The sequence below is a fragment of the Pseudomonas sp. NFIX10 genome (assembly GCF_900111955.1).
Taxonomy (GTDB): domain Bacteria; phylum Pseudomonadota; class Gammaproteobacteria; order Pseudomonadales; family Pseudomonadaceae; genus Aquipseudomonas; species Aquipseudomonas fluorescens_AA.
On sequence record NZ_FOKH01000001.1, the window covers coordinates 186,149 to 207,377 of the forward strand.

At 64.9% G+C, this 21,229-nt stretch carries 8 protein-coding genes; 5 read left to right on the plus strand and 3 right to left on the minus strand.

Annotated features, from left to right (window positions below; translation table 11 throughout):
* Positions 1 to 27: 27 nt before the first annotated feature.
* Both atuC and BM321_RS00880 read right to left on the minus strand, forming a co-directional pair.
* The gene (gene atuC, locus BM321_RS00875) at positions 28 to 1,644 is read right to left on the minus strand and encodes a geranyl-CoA carboxylase subunit beta (RefSeq protein WP_092441230.1); all 1,617 of its coding nucleotides are present in this window, start codon (positions 1,642 to 1,644) and stop codon (positions 28 to 30) included.
* 36 nt (positions 1,645 to 1,680) lie between these two features.
* Positions 1,681 to 3,471 (minus strand): acyclic terpene utilization AtuA family protein, encoded by a 1,791-nt coding sequence (locus BM321_RS00880; protein ID WP_092441231.1) that lies wholly within the window; start codon positions 3,469 to 3,471, stop codon positions 1,681 to 1,683.
* 180 nt (positions 3,472 to 3,651) lie between these two features.
* Here BM321_RS00880 and BM321_RS00885 point away from each other — a divergent pair, with 180 nt between their 5' ends.
* From BM321_RS00885 to BM321_RS00895, 3 genes are all read left to right on the plus strand, one after another.
* Entirely contained in the window at positions 3,652 to 4,278 is a 627-nt protein-coding gene (locus tag BM321_RS00885; RefSeq protein ID WP_092441232.1) for a TetR/AcrR family transcriptional regulator, read from the plus strand.
* 115 nt (positions 4,279 to 4,393) lie between these two features.
* On the plus strand, positions 4,394 to 5,170 hold the full coding sequence (locus BM321_RS00890; protein WP_175534885.1) for a substrate-binding periplasmic protein: 777 nt from the start codon (positions 4,394 to 4,396) through the stop codon (positions 5,168 to 5,170).
* Between the two features lie 70 nt (positions 5,171 to 5,240).
* The gene (locus BM321_RS00895) at positions 5,241 to 6,254 is read left to right on the plus strand and encodes a GNAT family N-acetyltransferase (protein WP_092441233.1); all 1,014 of its coding nucleotides are present in this window, start codon (positions 5,241 to 5,243) and stop codon (positions 6,252 to 6,254) included.
* Positions 6,255 to 6,363: 109 nt separating this feature from the next.
* Here BM321_RS00895 and BM321_RS00900 read toward each other — a convergent pair whose 3' ends face one another.
* Positions 6,364 to 6,912 (minus strand): RNA polymerase factor sigma-70, encoded by a 549-nt coding sequence (locus tag BM321_RS00900; protein ID WP_092327046.1) that lies wholly within the window; start codon positions 6,910 to 6,912, stop codon positions 6,364 to 6,366.
* A gap of 288 nt (positions 6,913 to 7,200) precedes the next feature.
* On the opposite strand from BM321_RS00900, the gene BM321_RS00905 reads away from it, so the two are divergent.
* Entirely contained in the window at positions 7,201 to 20,187 is a 12,987-nt protein-coding gene (locus BM321_RS00905) for a non-ribosomal peptide synthetase (protein WP_092441234.1), read from the plus strand.
* Between the two features lie 195 nt (positions 20,188 to 20,382).
* Entirely contained in the window at positions 20,383 to 21,189 is an 807-nt protein-coding gene (locus BM321_RS00910; RefSeq protein WP_092441235.1) for an alpha/beta fold hydrolase, read from the plus strand.
* The last annotated feature ends 40 nt before the right edge of the window (positions 21,190 to 21,229 follow it).

Sequence of the window (21,229 nt, forward strand, 5' to 3'; positions counted from 1 at the left end):
TGTTCTCCTGTGAGCCGTGGAGCGTCCTCAGAAACGGGCCACGCCGAAGCTGTTGGCTTGCAAGGGGCGCTGTTCGGCTTCGTGACAGATGTCCAGCAGGTAACCCAGCAGTGTGCGGGTGTCGCGCGGGTCGATGAGCCCGTCGTCCCACAGGCTGGCGCTGCCGTAGAGGGCGGTGGATTGGCTGTCGAGTTTCTGCGCGGTGGTTTGCTCGAGCAGGTCCAGCATCTTCGGGTCGGGGCTCAGGCCGTTCTTGAGTTGCGTGGCCTCGGTGACCATCCGCAGGACCTTGCCGGCCTGGGCGCCGCCCATCACGGCGGTATGGCTGTTGGGCCAGGCGAAGATGAAGCGCGGGTCAAGCCCGCGGCCGCACATGGCGTAGTTGCCGGCACCATAGGAGCCGCCTACCACGACGGTCAGCTTGGGCACCCGGGCATTGGCCACGGCCTGGATCATCTTGGCGCCATGCTTGATCACCCCTTGTCGCTCCGACTCGGTGCCGACCATGAACCCGGTGGTGTTGTGCAAGAACAGCAGCGGCGTGCGGCTCTGATCGCACAACTGGATGAATTGCGCGGCCTTGGCCGCGCCCTGTGGCGTGATGGGGCCGTTGTTGCCGATCAGGCCGCAGGCATGGCCGCGAATGTGCAGGTGGCCGCAAATCGTCTGGGTGTCGAATTCGCTTTTGAAGGCCAGGAAATGCGAGCCGTCGGCGATGCGGGCGATGATTTCCACCACGCCATAGGGTTTCTTCGGGTCGTCGGGCACTAGTCCCAATAATTCCTCGGCGGGGTAGAGCGGCTCCGTCCAGGTCCGTTCGGGCTGGGGCGGCAATTGTGCGTTCCAGGGCAGCAAGTCGAGGATTTCCCGGGCCAGGCGTATGCCATCGGCGTCGTTCTCCGCCAGGTATTCGGCGGTGCCGGCCACTTGCACGTGCATCAGCGCACCGCCCAGTTCTTCCTCGCTGGCCACTTCGCCGGTCGCGGCCTTGAGCAACGGCGGCCCGGCCAGGAACAGCCGCGCTTTGTCGCGCACCACCACCACGTAATCCGACAAACCCGGCTGATAAGCGCCACCGGCCGTGGCCGAGCCATGCACTACGGTGATCTGCGGCAGGCCCATGGCCGACATGCGTGCCTGATTGGCGAAGCAGCGCGCGCCTTCGACGAAAATCTGCGCCGCATAATTGAGATTGGCGCCGCCACTTTCGGCGAGGGTGATGACCGGCAGTTTGTTTTCCATGGCGATCTGTTGCAGGCGCAGGGTCTTGTGCAAACCGCTGGGGGAAATCGTGCCGCCCTTGATCGCGCTGTTGTTGGCCACCACCAGCGCCCGCACCCCGGACACGTAGCCGATCCCGGCGATCAGGCCGCCGCCGGCCTGGCTGCCGTCCTTGTCGTCATGGAGTTTGTAGCCGGCCAGGCTCGCCAGCTCGAGGAACGGTGCGCCGGGGTCCAGCAGCAGGTTCAGGCGCTGGCGTGGCAACAGTTGGCCGCGCTGGTCGAACTTGTCCTGGGCCTGGGCGGCTTTCGCCAGCACGGCCCGTTCGAGTTGGCGCAGTTGCTCGACACTGGCCAGCATCGCCGCGTGGTTGCGTGCGAAGTCAGCGCTGTGGGGATCCAGGTGCGATTCGATGACTGGCATGCAGACTCCTCGTGTTATTTGCCATGGCGACCGCCCTTAGCCGACCTGATCGGCGATGTGTTGCGGCACCGGTATCTGAATCTCCAGCAGTTGCTGGGCGAACGCCTTGCCCTGGGGATCGATGCGCAGGCTGGCGGCACCGCCGCCAGCGAGGGCGTTTTCCAACAGGAAATTCAAACTGTGGGTGCCCGGCAGGTACCAGCGTTCGACCCGGCCCAGCAGCGGGTCGAGCACGTGGCTCATCCAGTCGACCATCACCTCCGGGGTCAGCGCCTCGGCGATCCAGGGCAGGTATTCGGGTTCCCGGGCGATCACGCCAATGTTGCTGTGGTTGCCCTTGTCGCCGGAGCGCGCCACCGCCAGTTTGATCAGCGGCACGCTGGCGTCGGCCCGGCCCTGGGGCTTGGGCGGGGCCGGGGCGACCGGCAGATCGGTGGTGTGCAGCGGTTCGAAAGCGGGCAGGGGGCAAGGGTGGCGCTGGCCGTCGAGTTCGATGGCGAGCCGGCAGGTGGTTTTATCGATCAGGAACGAGAACAGGCGAATCAACGGCGACACCGTCGGCCGGCCACCGACCAGGCCGGTCAGTCCCGGCGCCATGCCAGTGGCGGCCTGGGCGATTTCCCTGGAAAACAGCAGCAGCGGCTGTTTATCCGGGTGCCGTACCGCCAGCTTGATCACCACCTCACGGCTGTCCCGGCGCCGGCCGTGCTGGCCATAGGTGGCTTCGCTGCCCAGCAGTTCGACGTTCACCTCGCTGTAGGGCGCCCAGCCACGTTGGCCCAACAGCTGCGAGGTCTTGGCGACGATCGCCTGGCTGACCCGTTCAGCCTTGGCCACCGCATCGATGCCGGCGATCAGGCAGGTGGCGGTGCAGCGCCAGCCGTCCAGCCAGGTGGCGCAGACCTTGTACCGGTCGCCGGGCGGCAGGCCCCTGGCCCCGTGGACGCGCACGGCATGCTTGCCCTGCGGGATCAACCTGACCTGGCTGAAATCACAGATCACGTCGGGCAGCAGGTAACCTTGCGGGTCGCCGATTTCGTAAAGCAACTGCTCGCCGACCGTCAGCGGCGTGACCAGCCCGCCGCTGCCTTCGGTCTTGGTGACAATGAACTGGCCATCGGCGCTGACGTCGACGATGGGAAAGCCGATGTGCTCGTAATCCGGCACTGCCTGCCAGTCGGTAAAATTACCGCCTGTGCACTGGGCACCGCACTCGATGAGATGCCCGGCGAGCGCGGCCTGGGCCAACTTGTCGTAATCGTCCCAGGCCCAGCCGAACTCATGCACCAGGGCGGCGCTGACCACGGCACTGTCCACCACGCGGCCGGTGATCACCACATCGGCGCCCAGGCGCAGCGCCTCGACGATGCCGGGGGCGCCAAGGTAGGCGTTGATGGACACACACGCGGGAGGCAGGGGTTCGCCGCTGAACATCTCGCCGATGCCTTGGGCGGCGAGCCGTTCGTGTTGCGGTTGCAGGTCATCCCCCAGCAGCACGGCAATCTTCAACGCTACGCCGGCCTGGTCGCAGGCTGCTTGCAAAGCCCTTGCACAGGCCTGGGGATTGACCCCGCCGGCGTTGCTGATGACGCGGATCCCATCGTCGTGCAAACGCTGAAGCAGCGGCGTGAGGACCTCGATGAAGTCCGTGGCATAGCCGCTCGAAGCGTCTTTCAGGCGCGCCCCGGCCATGATCGACATCGTGACTTCGGCCAGATAGTCGAACACCAGGTAATCCAGCGCACCGCCCTCGACCAGCTGCGCCGCCGCCGTGCAGGTATCGCCCCAAAAGGCGCTGGCGCAACCGATTCGGATCGTTTTGGGCATGGCGTTCCCTCCGGCAAAGGCGATTCGAGACTACCAAGCAAGCGCTTGGTTTGTAAGCGACCGCCGGTTCTTCTGGCCGAGCGCTTGCTTGGCTGCTTCGCTCGGCTTAAATTGCCCGCGCCACCGATGGTTTGCTGTGCTGTGGCGGCGCGTTGATTGATCGACTGTAGGAGAGAATGGGTGGATGAGCAAAAAGCCCTGGGCGTGATGCGCGAGCTGGTCGACAACGGGCAACTGACCGACCCGGACAGTGCGCGCGGCAAACTGCTCCAGACCGCCGCCCACCTGTTTCGCAACAAGGGCTTCGAGCGCACCACGGTACGCGACCTGGCCAGTGCCGTGGGCATCCAGTCGGGCAGCATCTTTCACCATTTCAAGAGCAAGGACGACATCCTGCGGGCGGTAATGGAAGAAACCATCCGCTACAACACCGCGTTGATGCGCGCGGCCCTGACCGAGGCCGACAGCGTGCGCGAGCGGGTGCTGGCGCTGATTCGCTGTGAATTGCAGTCGATCATGGGCGGCACTGGCGAGGCCATGGCGGTGCTGGTCTATGAATGGCGTTCGCTCTCGCCGGACGGACAGCGGCACGTGCTGGCCCTGCGTGATACGTATGAAGACTTGTGGCTCGAGGTCCTGGGCCAGGCCAAGGAGGCCGGGTATATTCGCGGGGACGTGCCCATTACTCGGCGGTTCCTCACGGGGGCGTTGTCCTGGACCACCACCTGGTTTCGCGCCGAAGGCAGCCTGAGCCTCGATGAACTGGCCGAGCAGGCCCTGATCCTGGTGCTTGAAGAAAAACAATAATCGAACGGCGCTTTAAATGGCCGCCTGGCTGGCTAAGCGGCTGAAACCGCCTAGCTTGATTGTAGTGATGGGGACTTTTGGGGAGTGGGTTATCTTGACGTTTTCGCCGATGGGGATGACCTCCCGTGTGCTGCTGGCCACTCTGGCCGTTTTCCTGGCGTTGCCGATCGAGGCGGCGCAACTGGTGCGGATCGGCGCGGCACATTTTCCACCCTATACCGTTCGTCCCGAGAACGGTGCCGACACCGGCCTGCTGCCGCAGATGGTGGAGGCCTTGAACCAGTCGCAAAACGACTATCAGTTTGTCCTGGTGCCGACGTCGATCCCGCGCCGGTTCAATGATTTCAAGCAGGGCCGGGTCGACATGGCGATTTTCGAGAACCCCGAATGGGGTTGGCAGGATGTGCCGCACACGTCGGTGGACATGGGCCTGGAAGATGCCGAAGTCTTCGTCGCCCAGCGCCAGCCGGAGCGCCAGCAAAGTTATTTCGCCGACCTCAGGGGCAAGCGCCTGGCGCTGTTCAGCGGTTATCACTACGCCTTTGCCGAATTCAACGCCGACCCCAAGTTTCTCGCCGGTCAATACAACGCCACGCTGACGTATTCCCATGACAGCAATCTGCTGATGGTCTTGCGCGGGCGGGCGGATATCGCCCTGGTGACCCGTTCGTACCTCAACGATTACGTGCTGCGCAATCCTGAAGTCGGCCCGCAATTGCTGGTGTCTGAACGCATCGATCAGGTTTACCACCATTACGCGCTGATCCGGCCACAGGCGCCCATTTCCAGTGAAGCGTTCGCACAGTTGCTGCAAACCCTGCAGGATAATGGTCAGATGCTGAAGATTTTCCAGCCCTACCAGATCCAATTGGGCTCCACGCATTCCCATTGACGGCGACACTAAATTTCCCGTCCCGGCTCACGTCACAGGTTGACTACCGACGAATACGCGAGCCGCTCCCATGTCCAACCTCAACCACCCGACGACGCTGCCCTTGCCCGGTGGCCGTCGCCTCGGCGCCGATGAAACCGAACGCCACCTGAGCCTGATGCTCGAAGGCGCGCCGCTGATCCGGCTGCGCCTTGTGCGCGGTCCCGAGTTGCATGTGCATTTGCAGGAAATCAACGACCGCCCGGTGGGTCCGGCGCTGTGGGCGGCCTGCTATTGGCTGTTTGCCCGGGATCCCGAGTGTCAGCACCTGACCTGGCACCTCGGCGAGCGCCCCGGCGAAGCCTTGCTCAGCGGTTTATTGACGGTCACGGAGCGTGCCGGTGAATACCGCTGCGAGCGCACGATGTTCTGGCAATTGCCGCAGCCCTGGCTGGGGGAGTCGTTCAGCGGCAGTTATCCGCAACAGATGGTCATCACCGATGGCCGCCGCCATCCACGCCGGCCCATGAAGCCGCGTGGCGAGGTGTATCGACGTTTCGATGCGCGGCTGGGGGCCTGGGTCTCCTTGCGCACCCTGGAAATCGAGCAGGACCTGGAGCGTTTCAACCGCTGGCAGAACAGCCCGCGAGTGGCGAGCTTCTGGCAGGAGGAGGGCAGCCTGGAACAGCATCGCGAGTACCTGGGCAAGCTGCAGGCCGATCCCCGGGTCTTGACCCTGATCGGTTGCTTCGATGACCAGCCGTTCGCTTACTTCGAAGCCTATTGGGCCAAGGAGGATCGGATCGCGCCGTTCTATGAGGCCGACCACTATGATCGCGGTATCCACATGCTGGTGGGCGAAGAACAGCACCGCGGGCCGCACAAGGTGGCAAGCTGGTTGTCGGCGCTGGTGCATTACCTGTTCCTGGACGATCCGCGCACCCAGCGCGTGGTCGCCGAGCCCAGGGCCGACAATGCGCGGATGATCGGGCACCTGCACAACCAGTGCTTCCATTGTGAAAAGGAATTCGATTTCCCCCACAAGCGCGCGGCGCTGATGATCCTGGGGCGTGAGCGGTTTTTTGATCGGTGTGGGTTGATGTAAGGCCTTATGGCCTTATCGCGAGCAAGCTCGCTCCCACAGTTTTGTGGTCATTGAAGATCCACTGTGGGAGCGAGCTTGCTCGCGATGAGGCCGGCAAAACCACCACAAGTCACCGCCGGGCGAAAGTATCCCCCCGAACCCCCGACACCTTGCGGCAATGCACCAGTGCGTCGCGGATCATGAAGTTCACAAGGGTCGGCGAGACCCCCAGTTCCTTGGCGATGTCCTTCTGTGGCACGCCGTGCAGGCGGTACATCTCGAAGGCATAGCGGGTGCGGCTGGGCAGTTCGGTCAGCGCGTCGGCGATGTGCTCCAGCGTGGAGAAGTTGATATGGGAGGTTTCTGGCGAAGCACCCTGGATCACCACGTTCAACCCTTCCTCCTCCGGCCCCGAGTATCTCTGTTCCAGCGCCTGCTTGCGGTAGTGGTCGATCGCCAGGTTGCGCACGATCTGGAACAGATAACTGAGTTGCGCCTTGAACGAGGAGGTGATCTGTGGGGCCGATTGCAGCCGGAAAAAAGCGTCCTGCACCACATCTTCCGCGCGGGACCGGCAACCGGTAATACGCGCCGCGATCTTGACCAGGATCAGTCGGTTATCGACGAACGCCTGGAGTAACGGTGAGTCGCACCTGCTTGTGGATACTTGTTCCGTCATGGAATTCACCTTGCTGCAAAAAGTTAGCGGGACGTCCGGATGCCGGACCCGTCCTACACATCGAGCGCCAAATTAGGCTTAATGATAATGATTGTCAATTGAGAAGAAGAATTATTGATGTGACAAAGTCCAGCCTCGGCGCCGCGACCCATTGCCGCGGTGCCTGGCAGCTGGCAGCTGGCTGCTTGGCTGCATGCCTCGGTGAGTCGGCTGCCCGACTAATTATTTGCCGCGGCTATCCGTTCCATGGGGGACAACTTGCAAGCCGAATTCAGGCAGGAAACCCCCATGACCGACGCGTTCGAACTCCCCAGCACCCTGGCTCATGCCCTCCAGCGCCGCGCCGCGTTGACGCCGGACCGGGTGGCCCTGCGCTTCCTTGCCGACACCCCTGGGCAGGGTGTGGTGTTGAGTTATCGCGACCTTGACCTGCGCGCCCGGACCATCGCCGGCGCCTTGCAGGCCGAAGCGGCGCTGGGCGATCGCGCCGTGCTGTTGTTTCCCAGTGGCCCGGATTACGTCGCGGCGTTCTTTGGCTGCCTCTACGCCGGGGTGATCGCGGTGCCGGCCTATCCGCCGGAGTCCGCCCGTCGTCACCATCAGGAGCGCCTGCTGTCGATCATCGCCGACGCCGAACCGCGCCTGCTGCTCACCAGCAGCGATCTGCGCGATCCGTTGCAAGCCATCGAGTCGGCGCCGCCGGTGTTGTGCGTCGATACCCTCGACCCGGCCCACGCCGGGCAATGGCGGATGCCGACGCTGCAGGACGATGACATTGCCTTTCTGCAATACACCTCCGGTTCCACCGCGCTGCCCAAGGGTGTGCAGGTCAGCCACGGCAACCTGGTGGCCAACGAACTGCTGATCCGCCATGGCTTCGGCATCGACCTGAACCCCGACGACGTCATCGTCAGTTGGCTACCGCTGTACCACGACATGGGCCTGATCGGCGGTCTGTTGCAGCCGGTGTTCAGCGGCGTCCCTTGCGTATTGATGTCCCCGGCTTATTTCCTGGCCCGACCCCTGCGTTGGCTCGAAGCGATCAGCGAGTACGGTGGCACCATCAGCGGCGGCCCGGATTTCGCCTATCGGTTATGCAGCGAACGGGTCAGTGATTCGGCCCTGAACCGTCTCGACCTGAGCGGCTGGCGCGTGGCCTATTCCGGCTCCGAGCCGATCCGCCTCGACACCCTGGAGCGTTTTGCCGAGAAATTCGCTCCGTGCGGCTTCACGCCGGACAATTTCATGGCCTCCTATGGCCTGGCCGAAGCGACCTTGTTCGTCGCCGGCACGCCGCGCCGCCACGGCATTCCTTCGTTGCGAGTGGATGACGCGGCGTTGGCGCAGAACCGTGCCGAGCCGGGGCAGGGCAGCGCGGTGATGAGTTGCGGTGTCAGCCAGCCCGGGCACGCGGTGCTGATCGTCGAGCCCGCCACGTTGCAGCCGTTGGTCGACAATCAGGTCGGTGAAGTCTGGGCCGCCGGGCCGAGCATCGCCCTGGGTTACTGGCGCAACCCTGAAGCCAGCGCCAAAACCTTTGTCCAGCACGACGGCCGGACCTGGCTGCGCACTGGCGACTTGGGTTTCCGGCGCGGCGGCGAACTGTTCATCACCGGTCGCCTGAAAGACCTGCTGATCGTGCGTGGGCACAATCTCTATCCCCAGGACATCGAGCAAACCATCGAGCGCGAAGTGGAGGTGGTGCGCAAGGGCCGGGTGGCGGCGTTCGCGGTCAACGACAACGGCGAGGAGGGCATCGGCATCGCCGCGGAAATCAGCCGCAGCGTGCAGAAAATCCTGCCACCCGAAGCCTTGATCACCGCCATTCGCCAGGCCGTGGCCGAGGCCTGCCAGCAAGCCCCGAGCGTGGTGGTGCTGCTCAATCCCGGCGCGTTGCCCAAGACCTCCAGCGGCAAGCTGCAGCGCTCGGCCTGCCGCATCCGGTTGGCCGACGGCAGTTTGGACAGTTACGCACAGTTCCCGTCAGCCGAAGCCGACGTGGCTGACGAACCCGCCCCGGCCTCCGAGTTGCAGGCCCTCATCGGTCAGGTCTGGCGGGAGCAATTGCAGGTCGAGCAGGTCCGGGCCGACGATCATTTCTTCCTGCTGGGCGGCAACTCCATCGCCGCCACCCAGGTGATCGCACGCCTGAGCGAAACCCTCGGGCTGGCGCTCAACCTGCGCCTGCTGTTCGAAGCGCCGACCCTGGCGGCGTTCGCGGTAGCGGTGGCAAACCAGCAGCAGGACGGCGGCCAGGCCCAGGGCGCGATCAGCCCATTGCCGCGCCATGCGCCATTGCCGCAATCCCTGGCGCAGAACCGTTTGTGGATCACCTGGCAGCTCGACCCGGCGAGCCGTGCCTACAATATTCCCGGTGCCTTGCACCTGCGTGGCGAGCTGGACGAAGACGCGCTGCGGGCCAGTTTCCAGCAACTGATCGAGCGTCACGAGGCCTTGCGCACGCGGTTCCTGGAGCGGGAGGGGGTGGCCTTGCAACAGGTCGATCCGGCCGGCGAATTCAAGCTGCAGGTGATCGATCTCAGTGACGAACCTGCCAACCGGCGCGAAGCCCGGGCGCGGCAGGTTCGAGAAGACGAAGCGGCCACGCTGTTCGATCTGGAGAAGGGGCCGCTGCTGCGGGTCACCCTGTTGCGCCTCGACGAGGATGACCATCAACTGCTGGTGACGCTGCACCACATCATCGCCGACGGCTGGTCGATGAATGTATTGATCGAAGAATTCTCCCGCGTGTACGCCGCCGCCTCCCAAGGCCAGGTTGCTGAACTGGCGCCATTGCCTTTGCAATACGCCGACTACGGCAGTTGGCAACGCCAGTGGCTCGCCCAGGGCGAGGCCGAGCGCCAACTGAGCTACTGGAAACAGCAACTGGGCGCTGAACATTCGGCCCTGGTACTGGGCACGGATCATCCACGCAGCGCTCAACGCCAGCGCAGCGCCGCGCGGCACAGCCTGCGCCTGGACAAGGACCTCGGCGAGGCCCTGCGCCACGTGGCCCAGGCCCATGACGCGACGCCGTTCATGCTGTTGCTGGCGGCTTTCCAGGCGCTGTTGCAGCGTTACACCGGGCAATCCGACATCCGCGTCGGAGTGCCCAACGCCAACCGTCCGCGCCTGGACACCCAGGGGCTGATCGGCTTCTTCATCAACACCCAGGTCCTGCGCGGGCAGGTCGATTCCCGTCAACCGTTCGCCGCGCTGTTGGCCCAGGCCCGGGAAGCCACGCTCGGGGCCCAGGCCCACCAGGACCTGCCGTTCGAACAACTGCTCGAAGCATTTCCCGAGGCACGCGAGCAAGGCCTGTTCCAAGTGATGTTCAACCATCAGCAGCGTGACCTGAGTGCCTTGCGGCGTTTGCCGGGGCTGCTGGCGGAGGAGTTGCCGTGGCACAGCCGCGAAGCCAAGTTCGACCTGCAATTGCACAGCGAAGAAGATCGCAACGGCCGGTTGACCCTGTCGTTCGACTACGCCGACGAGCTGTTCGAGGCGGCGACCATCGAGCGGCTGGCCGCGCATTACTGCAACCTGTTGCGGGCGGTCTGTGCCGATCCGCAGCAAGCCATCGGCGATGTGCCGTTATTGACCGCCGATGAACACAGCCAACAGCAGCAGTGGAGCGCGGCCCCGTGCGCGCCGGCCAGCCAATGGCTGCCGGAACTGTTGAACGAGCAGGCCCGCCGCACGCCGCAACGGATCGCCCTGCGCTGGGACGGTGATCAACTCGATTATGCCGAGCTGCACGCCCAGGCCAATCGCCTGGCCCATTACCTGCGGGACAAGGGCGTTGGCCCGGACGTGTGCGTGGCGATTGCCTGCGAGCGCTCGCCGCAGTTGCTCGTTGGTGTACTGGCCATCATCAAGGCCGGCGGTGCCTATGTGCCGCTGGATGCGGACTACCCGGCCGAACGCCTGGCCTACATGCTCGACGACAGCGGCGTCGACCTGCTGCTGACCCAGACCGCGTTGCTGGAGCGTTTGCCAGCCTGCGACGGCGTCAGTGTCATCGCCATGGACGCCCTGCACCTGGAACAATGGCCGAGCAACCCGCCGGGCCTGCACCTGCACGGCGATCACCTGGCCTACGTGATCTACACCTCTGGTTCCACCGGCCAGCCCAAAGGCGTCGGCAATACCCACGCGGCCCTGGCCGAGCGCCTGCAATGGATGCAAGCGACCTACGGGCTGGATGCCAACGATGTGCTGATGCAAAAGGCCCCCATCAGCTTCGACGTGTCGGTCTGGGAATGCTTCTGGCCGCTGATCACCGGCAGTCAACTGGTCCTGGCTGGACCCGGCGAGCACCGTGACCCGCACCGCATCGCCCAGTTGGTGCAGCAGTTTGGCGTCACCACGCTGCACTTCGTACCGCCGCTGCTCAGCCTGTTTGTCGAAGAGCCGCTGAGCGCCCGCTGCACCAGCCTGCGCCGGCTGTTCTGCGGTGGCGAAGCCTTGCCGGCCGAGTTGCGCAACCGGGTGTTGGCGCAACTGCCGTCGGCGCAATTGCACAACCGCTACGGCCCGACCGAAACCGCGATCAACGTCACCCATTGGCATTGCACCGACGCTGATGGCGAGCGTTCGCCCATCGGCCGTCCCCTGGGCAACGTGCTGTGCCGGGTGCTCGACAGTGACCTCAATCCCGTGCCGGCCGGTGTGCCGGGCGAGCTGTGCATTGGCGGCCTGGGCCTGGCCCGGGGTTACCTCGGGCGTCCGGGCCTGAGCGCCGAGCGTTTCGTCGCCGACCCGATGGGACCGGCCGGTGCGCGGTTGTACCGCACCGGCGACCGGGCACGTTGGGGCGTCGACGGCGTGATCGAATACCTAGGCCGCCTCGATCAGCAGGTCAAGCTGCGGGGCTTCCGGGTCGAGCCGCAGGAAATCGAAGCGCGCCTGTTGGCCCAGGACGGCATCGCCCAAGTGGCGGTGCTGGTGCGCGACACCTCGGCCGGCCCGCAGTTGATCGGTTATTACACCGCGCCGGAGGTCGCCCACGGCCAGGACGAATTGAACACCCGGCTCAAGGCCGCCCTGGCCGCCGAACTGCCGGACTACATGGTGCCCGCCCAACTGCTGCGCCTGGACGCCATGCCCTTGAGCCCGAGCGGCAAGCTCGATCGCCGTGCCTTGCCTGAACCGCAATGGCAGGTGCGCGAGCATGTCGAGCCGGTCAGCGCCCTCCAACAGCAAATCGCCGGCATCTGGCGCGAGGTGCTGGGACTGGCGCGCATCGGCCTGCGGGACGATTTTTTTGCCCTCGGCGGTCATTCGCTGCTGGCGACCCAGATCATTTCCCGCACGCGCCAGGCCTGTGACGTGGAACTGCCGTTACGGGCGCTGTTCGAGGCGAGTGAACTGGGTGCTTTCGCCGAACAAGTGCGCTTGATCCAGGCCAGCGGCCTGACCAACCGCCAGCCGCCCATCGAGAAGGTCGATCGCAGCCAACCGGTGCCGCTGTCGTATTCCCAGCAGCGCATGTGGTTCCTCTGGCAGATGGAACCGGACAGCCCGGCCTACAACGTCGGCGGCATGGCGCGGTTGCGCGGGGTGCTGGATGTCGGGCGCTTCGAGGCGGCGTTGCAGGCGTTGATCCTGCGCCACGAAACCCTGCGCACCACGTTCCCGAGCGTCGACGGCGTGGCCTGCCAACAGGTGCACGGCGAGACGGGCCTGCGCATGGATTGGAAGGACTTCTCGATGCTGGCCGCTGACATTCGTCAGCAGCGGGTGCAGCAACTGGCCGACAGCGAGGCCCACCAGCCCTTCGACCTGGAAACCGGACCGCTGCTGCGGGCCTGCCTGGTCAAGACCGCCGAGCATGAGCATTACTTTGTACTGACGCTGCACCACATCGTCACCGAAGGCTGGGCGATGGACATTTTTGCCCGTGAACTGAGCGCGCTGTACGAAGCTTTTGTCGATGACCGTGAGTCCCCGCTGGAGCCGTTGCCGGTGCAGTACCTGGACTACAGCGTCTGGCAGCGCCAGTGGCTGGAGTCCGGCGAGCGTCAACGGCAGTTGGACTACTGGACCGCGCAACTGGGCCGCGAGCATCCGCTGCTGGAGCTGCCCGGCGACCGCCCGCGTCCGTCGGTGCAAAGCCATCGCGGTGAACTGTTCCGTTTCGATCTCAGCGATGAGCTGGCCGCGCGGGTCCGCGCCTTCAATGCACAACAGGGCCTCACCCTGTTCATGACCATGACCGCCGCCTTGGCCGTGCTGCTCTACCGCTACAGCGGCCAGACCGATCTGCGCATCGGCGCGCCGGTGGCCAACCGCATTCGCCCGGAAAGCGAAGGGCTGATCGGTGCATTCCTCAACACCCAAGTGCTGCGTTGCCAGCTCGACGGGCAGATGTCGGTGGGGGAATTGTTCGAACAGGTGCGCCACACCGTCATCGAAGGCCAGTCCCATCAGGACCTGCCGTTCGATCATCTGGTGGAAGCCCTGCAACCGCCGCGCAGTGCGGCCTACAACCCACTGTTCCAAGTGATGTGCAACGTGCAGCGCTGGGAATTCCAGCAGAGCCGCACCCTGGCCGGCATGACCGTCGAATACCTGGTCAACGACGCCCGGGCCACCAAGTTCGACCTCAACCTGGAAGTCACCGACCTGGATCAGCGCCTGGGTTGCTGCCTGACTTACAGCACCGACCTGTTCGACGAACCGCGCATCGCGCGCATGGCCGGGCACTGGCGTAACCTCCTGCAAGCGCTGCTGGACGACCCGGCCCGACGCCTGAGCGAACTGCCGTTGCTCGATGCCGGCGAGCAGCAACAACTGCTCGACAGCCTGGGCGTCGAGCCCGGTGAGCATCGCCTGGACCAATGCATTCATCCACTGTTCGACGAACAGGCTCGGGCGCGTCCCGACGCGCCGGCGCTGACGTTCGCTGGGCAGACCCTGACGTATGCGCAACTGGACAGCCGCGCCAATCGCCTGGCCTGGCGCCTGCGCGAGGCAGGCGTCGGGCCGCAGGTGCGGGTCGGCCTGGCCCTGGAGCGCTCGCTGGAAATGGTTATTGGCCTGCTGGCGATTCTCAAGGCCGGCGGTGCCTACGTGCCGCTGGATCCGGAATACCCGCTGGATCGCCTGCACTACATGATCGAAGACAGTGGCATCAGCCTGCTGCTCAGCGACCAGGCGATGCTCCGGGCTCTCGGTGCATTGCCCGACGGCGTGGGCTGCTGGTGCCTGGAAGACGATTCGCCGGCCTTGGCGCAGTACCCGGATCACTCGCTGCCGTTGATCAACCTGCCGCAACACCAGGCCTACCTGATCTACACCTCCGGTTCCACCGGCAAGCCCAAGGGCGTGGTGGTGTCCCACGGTGAAATCGCCATGCATTGCCAGGCGGTGATCCAGCGCTTTGGCATGCGCCCGGATGACTGCGAGCTGCATTTCTATTCCATCAACTTCGATGCGGCCACCGAACGCCTCTTGGTGCCGCTGCTCAGTGGTGCCCACGTGGTGTTGCGGGCCCAGGGCCAGTGGGACGCCGAGGAAATCTGCGGGCTGATTCGCCAGCATCGCATCAACATCCTGGGGTTCACCCCCAGCTACGGCAGCCAGTTGGCGCAATGGTTGGCCACACAGGGCCAGACCTTGCCGGTGCGCATGTGCATCACCGGCGGCGAAGCCCTGACGGGCGAGCATTTGCACCGCATTCGCGCGGCATTCAGCCCGAGCCTGTTCTTCAATGCCTATGGCCCGACCGAAACCGTGGTCATGCCCCTGGCGAGCCTGGCCCCCGAGCAATTGGAGGAGGGTGCGGCCAGTGTGCCGATTGGCAGCGTGATCGGGGCCCGGGTGGCCTACATCCTCGACGCCGACCTGGCGTTGGTGCCGCCAGGTGCCACGGGCGAGTTGTATGTGGGCGGCGCCGGTCTGGCCCAGGGGTATCACCAGCGTCCGGGGATGACCGCCGAGCGTTTTGTCGCCGACCCGTTCGCCACCGAGGGCGGACGCCTCTATCGCACCGGCGACCTGGTGCGCCAGCGCCCCGACGGGCTGGTGGAGTACCTGGGACGGATCGACCATCAGGTGAAGATCCGTGGTTTCCGCATCGAACTGGGGGAAATCGAAACCCGCCTGCTGGAACATGAGGCGGTGCGCGAGGCCGTGGTCCTGGCCCTCGACACGCCCGGCGGCAAGCAGCTGGCCGGCTACCTGGTGAGCGACATCGCCAGCCAGGACGACGAGCGACAAGCGGCCCTGCGCGACGCCTTGAAAAACCACCTCAAGGCCCAATTGCCGGACTACATGGTGCCCACGCACCTGATCCTGCTGGCGAGCATGCCGCTGACCGCTAACGGCAAGCTCGACCGCCGCGCCTTGCCGCTGCCCGATCCTGAGCTCAATCGCCAACACTACGTGGCGCCGAGCAATGCCTTGGAACAGACCTTGGCGGCGATCTGGTGCGACGTGCTGAACGTGGCGCAGGTGGGCCTCAACGATAATTTCTTCGAGCTGGGCGGTGATTCGATCCTGTCCATCCAGGTGGTCAGCCGTGCCCGACAGCAGGGCATTCATTTCACGCCCCGGGACTTGTTCCAGCATCAGACCGTACAGACCCTGGCCGCGGTCGCCACGCGCAGCCAGCAAGTGCATGCCGAGCAGGGCCTGTTGCAGGGCGAGTCCGGGTTGACGCCGATCCAGCACTGGTTTTTCGACCGCCCGATCCCCAACCGGCATCACTGGAACCAGGCGTTGCTGCTGGAACCGACCACGGCCCTGGATCCGCAACGGCTGGAGCAGGCGCTGCGCAGCGTCTTCCAGCACCACGATGCCTTGCGCCTGGGCTTCGACGAAAGCGCCGGACATTGGCGCGCCGAGCACCAATCGCTGGCTGACGCTGTGCTGCTGCAGCAGGTCTGCGTGGACACTGCCCAGGCGTGCGAAGCGTTGTTTGCCGAGGCGCAGAGCCGTTTCAATCTGGCCACCGGGCCGTTGCTGCGTGCCGTGCTGGCGCAGTGGCCGGATGGCCGGCAACGGTTGTTGATCGTCATTCATCACCTGGTGGTGGACGGTGTGTCGTGGCGGGTGCTGATGGACGATTTGCAAACCGTCTACCGCCAGCTCGTCGCCGGGCAGGCGGCGCAACTGCCGGCCAAGACCAGCCCGTTGCGCGACTGGACCGCGCGTTTGCAGGCCTACGCCGGCAGCGAGTCCCTGCGCGAGGAGCTGGGTTGGTGGCAAGCGCAATTGAGCGGTGCGCCAGTGCAACTGCCGTGCGCGAATCCTGACGGCGGGCTGCAGGAGCGTCACGGGCAAACCGTCAGCGTGCGCCTGGACGCCGAGCGTACCCGGCAACTGCTGCAACAGGCGCCAAGCGCCTACCGCACCCAGGTCAATGACCTGCTGCTCACGGCGTTGGCGCGGGTGCTGTGCCGTTGGAGCGGCCACGATTCGGCCTTGGTCCAGCTCGAAGGCCACGGCCGCGAAGCGATGTTCGACGACCTCGACCTGACCCGCACCGTCGGCTGGTTCACCAGCGTCTATCCCGTGCGCCTGAGTCCGACGGTCGAAGACTTCAGCGTCTCGATCAAGGCCATCAAGGAGCAACTGCGCGCGGTGCCCCACAAGGGCCTCGGTTATGGCGTGCTGCGTTACCTGGCGGATGCGCCGACACGCGAGGCGATGGCCGGCCTGCCGCACGCGGCGATCACCTTCAACTACCTGGGTCAGCTCGACCAGACCCTGGGCCAGGAGGCGCTGTTCCAGCCGCTGGATGCGCCCCTGGGGGCCATCCACGATCCCGATGCGCCGTTACCCAACGCGTTGAGCGTCGATAGCCAGGTCAGCGGCGGCGAACTGGTGCTGCGCTGGACCTTCAGTGCCCAGCGCCATGAGCGCCAGGCCATCGCCGCCCTGGCCGAGGCTTACCTCGATGAGTTGCAACGCCTCATCGAACACTGCCTGACGGACGAGGCGGGCGGGCTGACGCCATCGGACTTCCCCCTGGCGAAGCTGACCCAGGGCCAGCTCGACAGACTGCCCGTGCCGGCCACACAGATCGAAGACGTCTACCCGTTGACGCCCATGCAGGAAGGCATGCTATTGCATACCCTGCTGGAGCCGGGTACCGGCCTGTACTACATGCAGGATCGCTACCGCATCAACAGCGAACTGGACCCGCAGCGTTTTGCCCAGGCCTGGCAGGCGGTCATCGCCCGTCACGAAGCCTTGCGCGCATCGTTCTGCTGGAACGTCGGCGAAGACATGCTGCAAATCATCCACAAGCCAGGCCGCACGCCGGTGGATTACCTCGACTGGTCCGAGGTGCCTGAAGACGCCCAGGAAGCCAAGCTCCAGGCCCTGCTCAAGGATGAACGCGAGGCCGGTTTCGACCTGTTGAACCAGGCACCATTCCACCTTCGGCTGATTCGGGTCGGCGCGGCGCGCTACTGGTTCATGATGAGTAACCACCACATCCTCATCGATGCCTGGTGCCGCTCGCTGCTGATGGACGACTTCTTCGAGATCTACACCGCCCTGGGTGAGCAGCGCGAGCCGCAGTTGGCCGTGCCGCCGCGCTATCGCGACTACATCGGCTGGCTGCAACACCAAAGCCTGGATGAAGCCCGGCAGTGGTGGAAGCGCAACCTGCAAGGCTTCGAGCGGACCACGCCGATCCCTGGCGACCGGCCGTTCCTGCGCGAGCACGCCGGTGACAGCGGCGGCATGATCGTCGGCGACTGCTACACCCGTCTTGATGCCCGGGATGGCGCACGGCTGCGGGAATTGGCCCAGGCCCATCAACTGACGGTCAACACCTTCGCCCAGGCGGCGTGGGCCCTGGTCCTGCGCCGGGTCAGCGGCGACCGCGACGTGCTGTTCGGCGTCACCGTGGCCGGGCGCCCGGTGGAACTGCCGCAGATGCAACGCACCGTCGGGCTGTTCATCAACAGTATCGCTTTGCGCGTGCAGATGCCCGAGGACCATCAGCGCTGCAGCGTGCGCCAGTGGCTCAGCGATTTGCTAGACAGCAACATGCAACTGCGCGAGTACGAATACTTGCCGTTGGTGAGCATCCAGGAGGTCAGCGAACTGCCCAAGGGCCAACCGCTGTTCGACAGCCTGTTCGTGTTCGAGAACGCGCCGGTGGAAGTCTCGGTGCTGGACCGTGCCCAAAGCCTCAATGCCACCTCCGACTCGGGCCGCACCCACACCAACTTCCCGCTGACGGCGGTCTGCTACCCGGGGGATGACCTGGGGTTGCACCTTTCCTACGACCAGCGCTACTTCGATGAAGCCACCGTCCAGGGCTTGCTGAGTGAGTTCAAGCGGCTGCTGCTGGCGCTGATGGAGGGCTTGCACGGTGACATGAGCGAGTTGCCGTTGATCGGTGCCCAGGAGCAGGACTTCCTGATCGAAGGCTGCAACCAGAGCGAGCATGCCTATCCGCTGGAGCAGAGCTACGTCGAGCTGTTCGAGGCACGGGTCGCGGCCCATCCGCAACGTCTTGCGGTCAGTTGCCTGGACACGACCTACAGCTACGCCGAGTTGAATGCGCGCAGCAACCGCCTCGGCCACGCGCTGATCGCGGCCGGGGTCGGTCTGGATCAGCCGGTGGCGTTGCTGGCTGAACGGGATGCGCAACTGCTGGGCATGATCATCGGCAGCTTCAAGGCCGGTGCCGGCTACTTGCCGCTGGATCCCGGCCTGCCGAGCCAGCGCCTGAGCCGCATCATCGAATTGAGCCGCACGCCTTTGCTGGTCTGTACCCAGGCCTGCCAAGCCCAGGCCCAGGCGTTGCTGGACGAGTTCGCCTGTTCCGGACGGCCGAAGTTGCTGGTATGGGAAACCGTCCAGGCCGGCGACTTTTCGTCGCAAGACCCGGGCGTCTACAGCGGGCCGGACAATCTCGCCTACGTGATCTACACCTCCGGCTCCACCGGCCTGCCCAAAGGCGTGATGGTGGAACAGCGGGGCATGCTCAACAACCAACTGAGCAAAGTGCCGTACCTGGCGCTGAGCGAGGCGGATGTCATCGCCCAGACGGCGTCCCAAAGCTTCGACATTTCGGTCTGGCAGTTCCTGGCCGCGCCGTTGTTCGGCGCCCGGGTCGACATCGTGCCCAACGCCATCGCCCACGACTCGCAAGGGCTGCTGGAGCATGTGCAGCAGCAGGGCATCACCGTGCTGGAAAGCGTGCCGTCGCTGATCCAGGGCATGCTCGCCCAAGAGCGCATCGGCCTGGACGGCCTGCGCTGGATGCTGCCCACCGGCGAAGCGATGCCGCCGGAGCTGGCCCATCAATGGTTGCTGCGCTATCCGGACATTGGCCTGGTGAATGCCTACGGGCCGGCGGAATGCTCCGATGACGTGGCGCTCTTCCGGGTCGACATGGCTTCTACCCGTGGCACTTACTTGCCGATTGGCACGCCCACCGACAACAACCGTTTGTACCTGCTCGACGGTGCGCTGGACCTGGTGCCGCTGGGGGCGGTGGGTGAGTTGTGCGTGGCGGGTACTGGAGTCGGGCGCGGGTATGTCAGCGATCCGTTGCGCACCGCCCCGGTCTTTGTGCCGAACCCGTTCGGGGCACCGGGAGAGCGGCTGTACCGCACCGGCGACCTGGCGCGGCGGCGCAGCGACGGGGTGTTGGAGTACGTCGGGCGCATCGACCATCAGGTGAAGATTCGCGGCTACCGCATCGAACTGGGTGAAATCGAAGCGCGCTTGCATGAACAGCCGGAAGTGCGCGATGGGGCGGTGGGCGTGCAGGAGGGCGCCAATGGCAAGCATCTGGTGGGCTACCTGGTGGCCACCGACTCGGCACTCAAACCCGCCGAACGCCTGGAGCGCATCAAGCAGCGCCTGCGGGCCGAACTGCCGGAATACATGGTACCGCTGCACTGGCTGTGGCTCGATCGCCTGCCCCTCAACGCCAATGGCAAGCTCGACCGCAAGGCCTTGCCGGCCTTGGAGATTGGCCAGTTGCAAAGCCAGGATTATCAGGCACCCGGTAATGAGCTGGAGCAGACCCTGGCGGACATCTGGGCCCAGGTGCTGAAAGTCGAGCGGGTGGGGGTACGGGACAACTTCTTCGAGTTGGGCGGTCATTCCTTGCTGGCGACGCAAATCGCCTCACGGGTGCAAAAGGCCCTGCAACGCAACGTGCCGCTGCGGGCGATGTTCGAGTGCAGCACGGTGCAGGAATTGGCCGACTACATCGAAGGGTTGGCGGCTAGCGAGATCACCGAGGAGAAGGTGGATCGGTTGAATGATTTGATGGCGGAGTTGGAAGGTATGTAGTTTTGCGGCGTCTAACAAGACCATCGCGAGCAAGCTCGCTCCCACAGTGGATTTGTGTACCACGCAAATTTTCTGTGGGAGCGAGCTTGCTCGCGATGGCGGCTGCACAACCAGCGCAAGCCCAAGGTTGACGCCTCGCGCTTCGCGGCTCAGTCTTCCCAAGCTTTTTTCCAGACTCTAACAAGGAGGTCACCCATGCCCTTTGCAACGATCGACGGACAACCGCTTCACTACCTGGACCAGGGCCAGGGCCCGGTGGTGGTGTTGGGCGGCAGCTACCTGTGGGACCACGCCATGTGGGCGCCGCAGATAGAGGTGTTGTCCAGGCATTACCGGGTCATCGCTCCGGACCTTTGGGGCCATGGCCAGTCCGGGCAGATGCCGGAAGGCATGAGTTCGCTGAACGATCTGGCCCGCCAGATGATGGAGCTGCTGGATTATTTGAGCATCGACTGCTTCCACCTGGTGGGGCTTTCGGTGGGCGGGATGTGGGGGACGCGGCTGGCGCTGGCGGCGCCCACGCGGATCCAGTCGCTGGTGCTGATGGATACTTACGTGGGCGTCGAGCCGGAGCAGACCCGCCAGTACTATTTCTCGCTGTTCGACAAGATCGAAGCCAGCGGCAGCATTCCCGAGCCGTTGCTGGACATCGTCGTGCCGATCTTCTTCCGGCCGGGTATCGACCCGCAGTCGGCGCTGTACCAGCAGTTTCGCGCCACATTGGCCGCGCTGCCGACCGATCGCCTGCGCGCCAGCATCGTACCGCTGGGGCGGATCATTTTCGGTCGGGACGACATGCGGGGGCGTTTGCATGAGCTCAACGCCCAGCGCACCCTGGTGATGTGCGGCGACCAGGACAAACCAAGGCCACCGTCCGAGGCACTGGAAATGGCCGAACTGATTGGCTGCCTGCATGTGCTGGTCCCGGACGCGGGGCACATTTCCAATCTTGAGAATCCGCAGTTCGTGACCGAGGCGTTGCTGAAGGCCTTGCGCGGCTGATCCACCGCATCGCGAGCAGGCTCGCTCCCACAGGTGGCTG

Bases quoted from the DNA above. Each gene is read 5' to 3' on its own strand.
- atuC (WP_092441230.1), bottom strand. From the start codon at position 1,644: ATGCCAGTCATCGAATCGCACCTGGATCCCCACAGCGCTGACTTCGCA.
- BM321_RS00880 (WP_092441231.1), bottom strand. From the start codon at position 3,471: ATGCCCAAAACGATCCGAATCGGTTGCGCCAGCGCCTTTTGGGGCGAT.
- BM321_RS00890 (WP_175534885.1), top strand. From the start codon at position 4,394: ATGACCTCCCGTGTGCTGCTGGCCACTCTGGCCGTTTTCCTGGCGTTG.
- BM321_RS00895 (WP_092441233.1), top strand. From the start codon at position 5,241: ATGTCCAACCTCAACCACCCGACGACGCTGCCCTTGCCCGGTGGCCGT.
- BM321_RS00900 (WP_092327046.1), bottom strand. From the start codon at position 6,912: ATGACGGAACAAGTATCCACAAGCAGGTGCGACTCACCGTTACTCCAG.
- BM321_RS00905 (WP_092441234.1), top strand. From the start codon at position 7,201: ATGACCGACGCGTTCGAACTCCCCAGCACCCTGGCTCATGCCCTCCAG.
- BM321_RS00910 (WP_092441235.1), top strand. From the start codon at position 20,383: ATGCCCTTTGCAACGATCGACGGACAACCGCTTCACTACCTGGACCAG.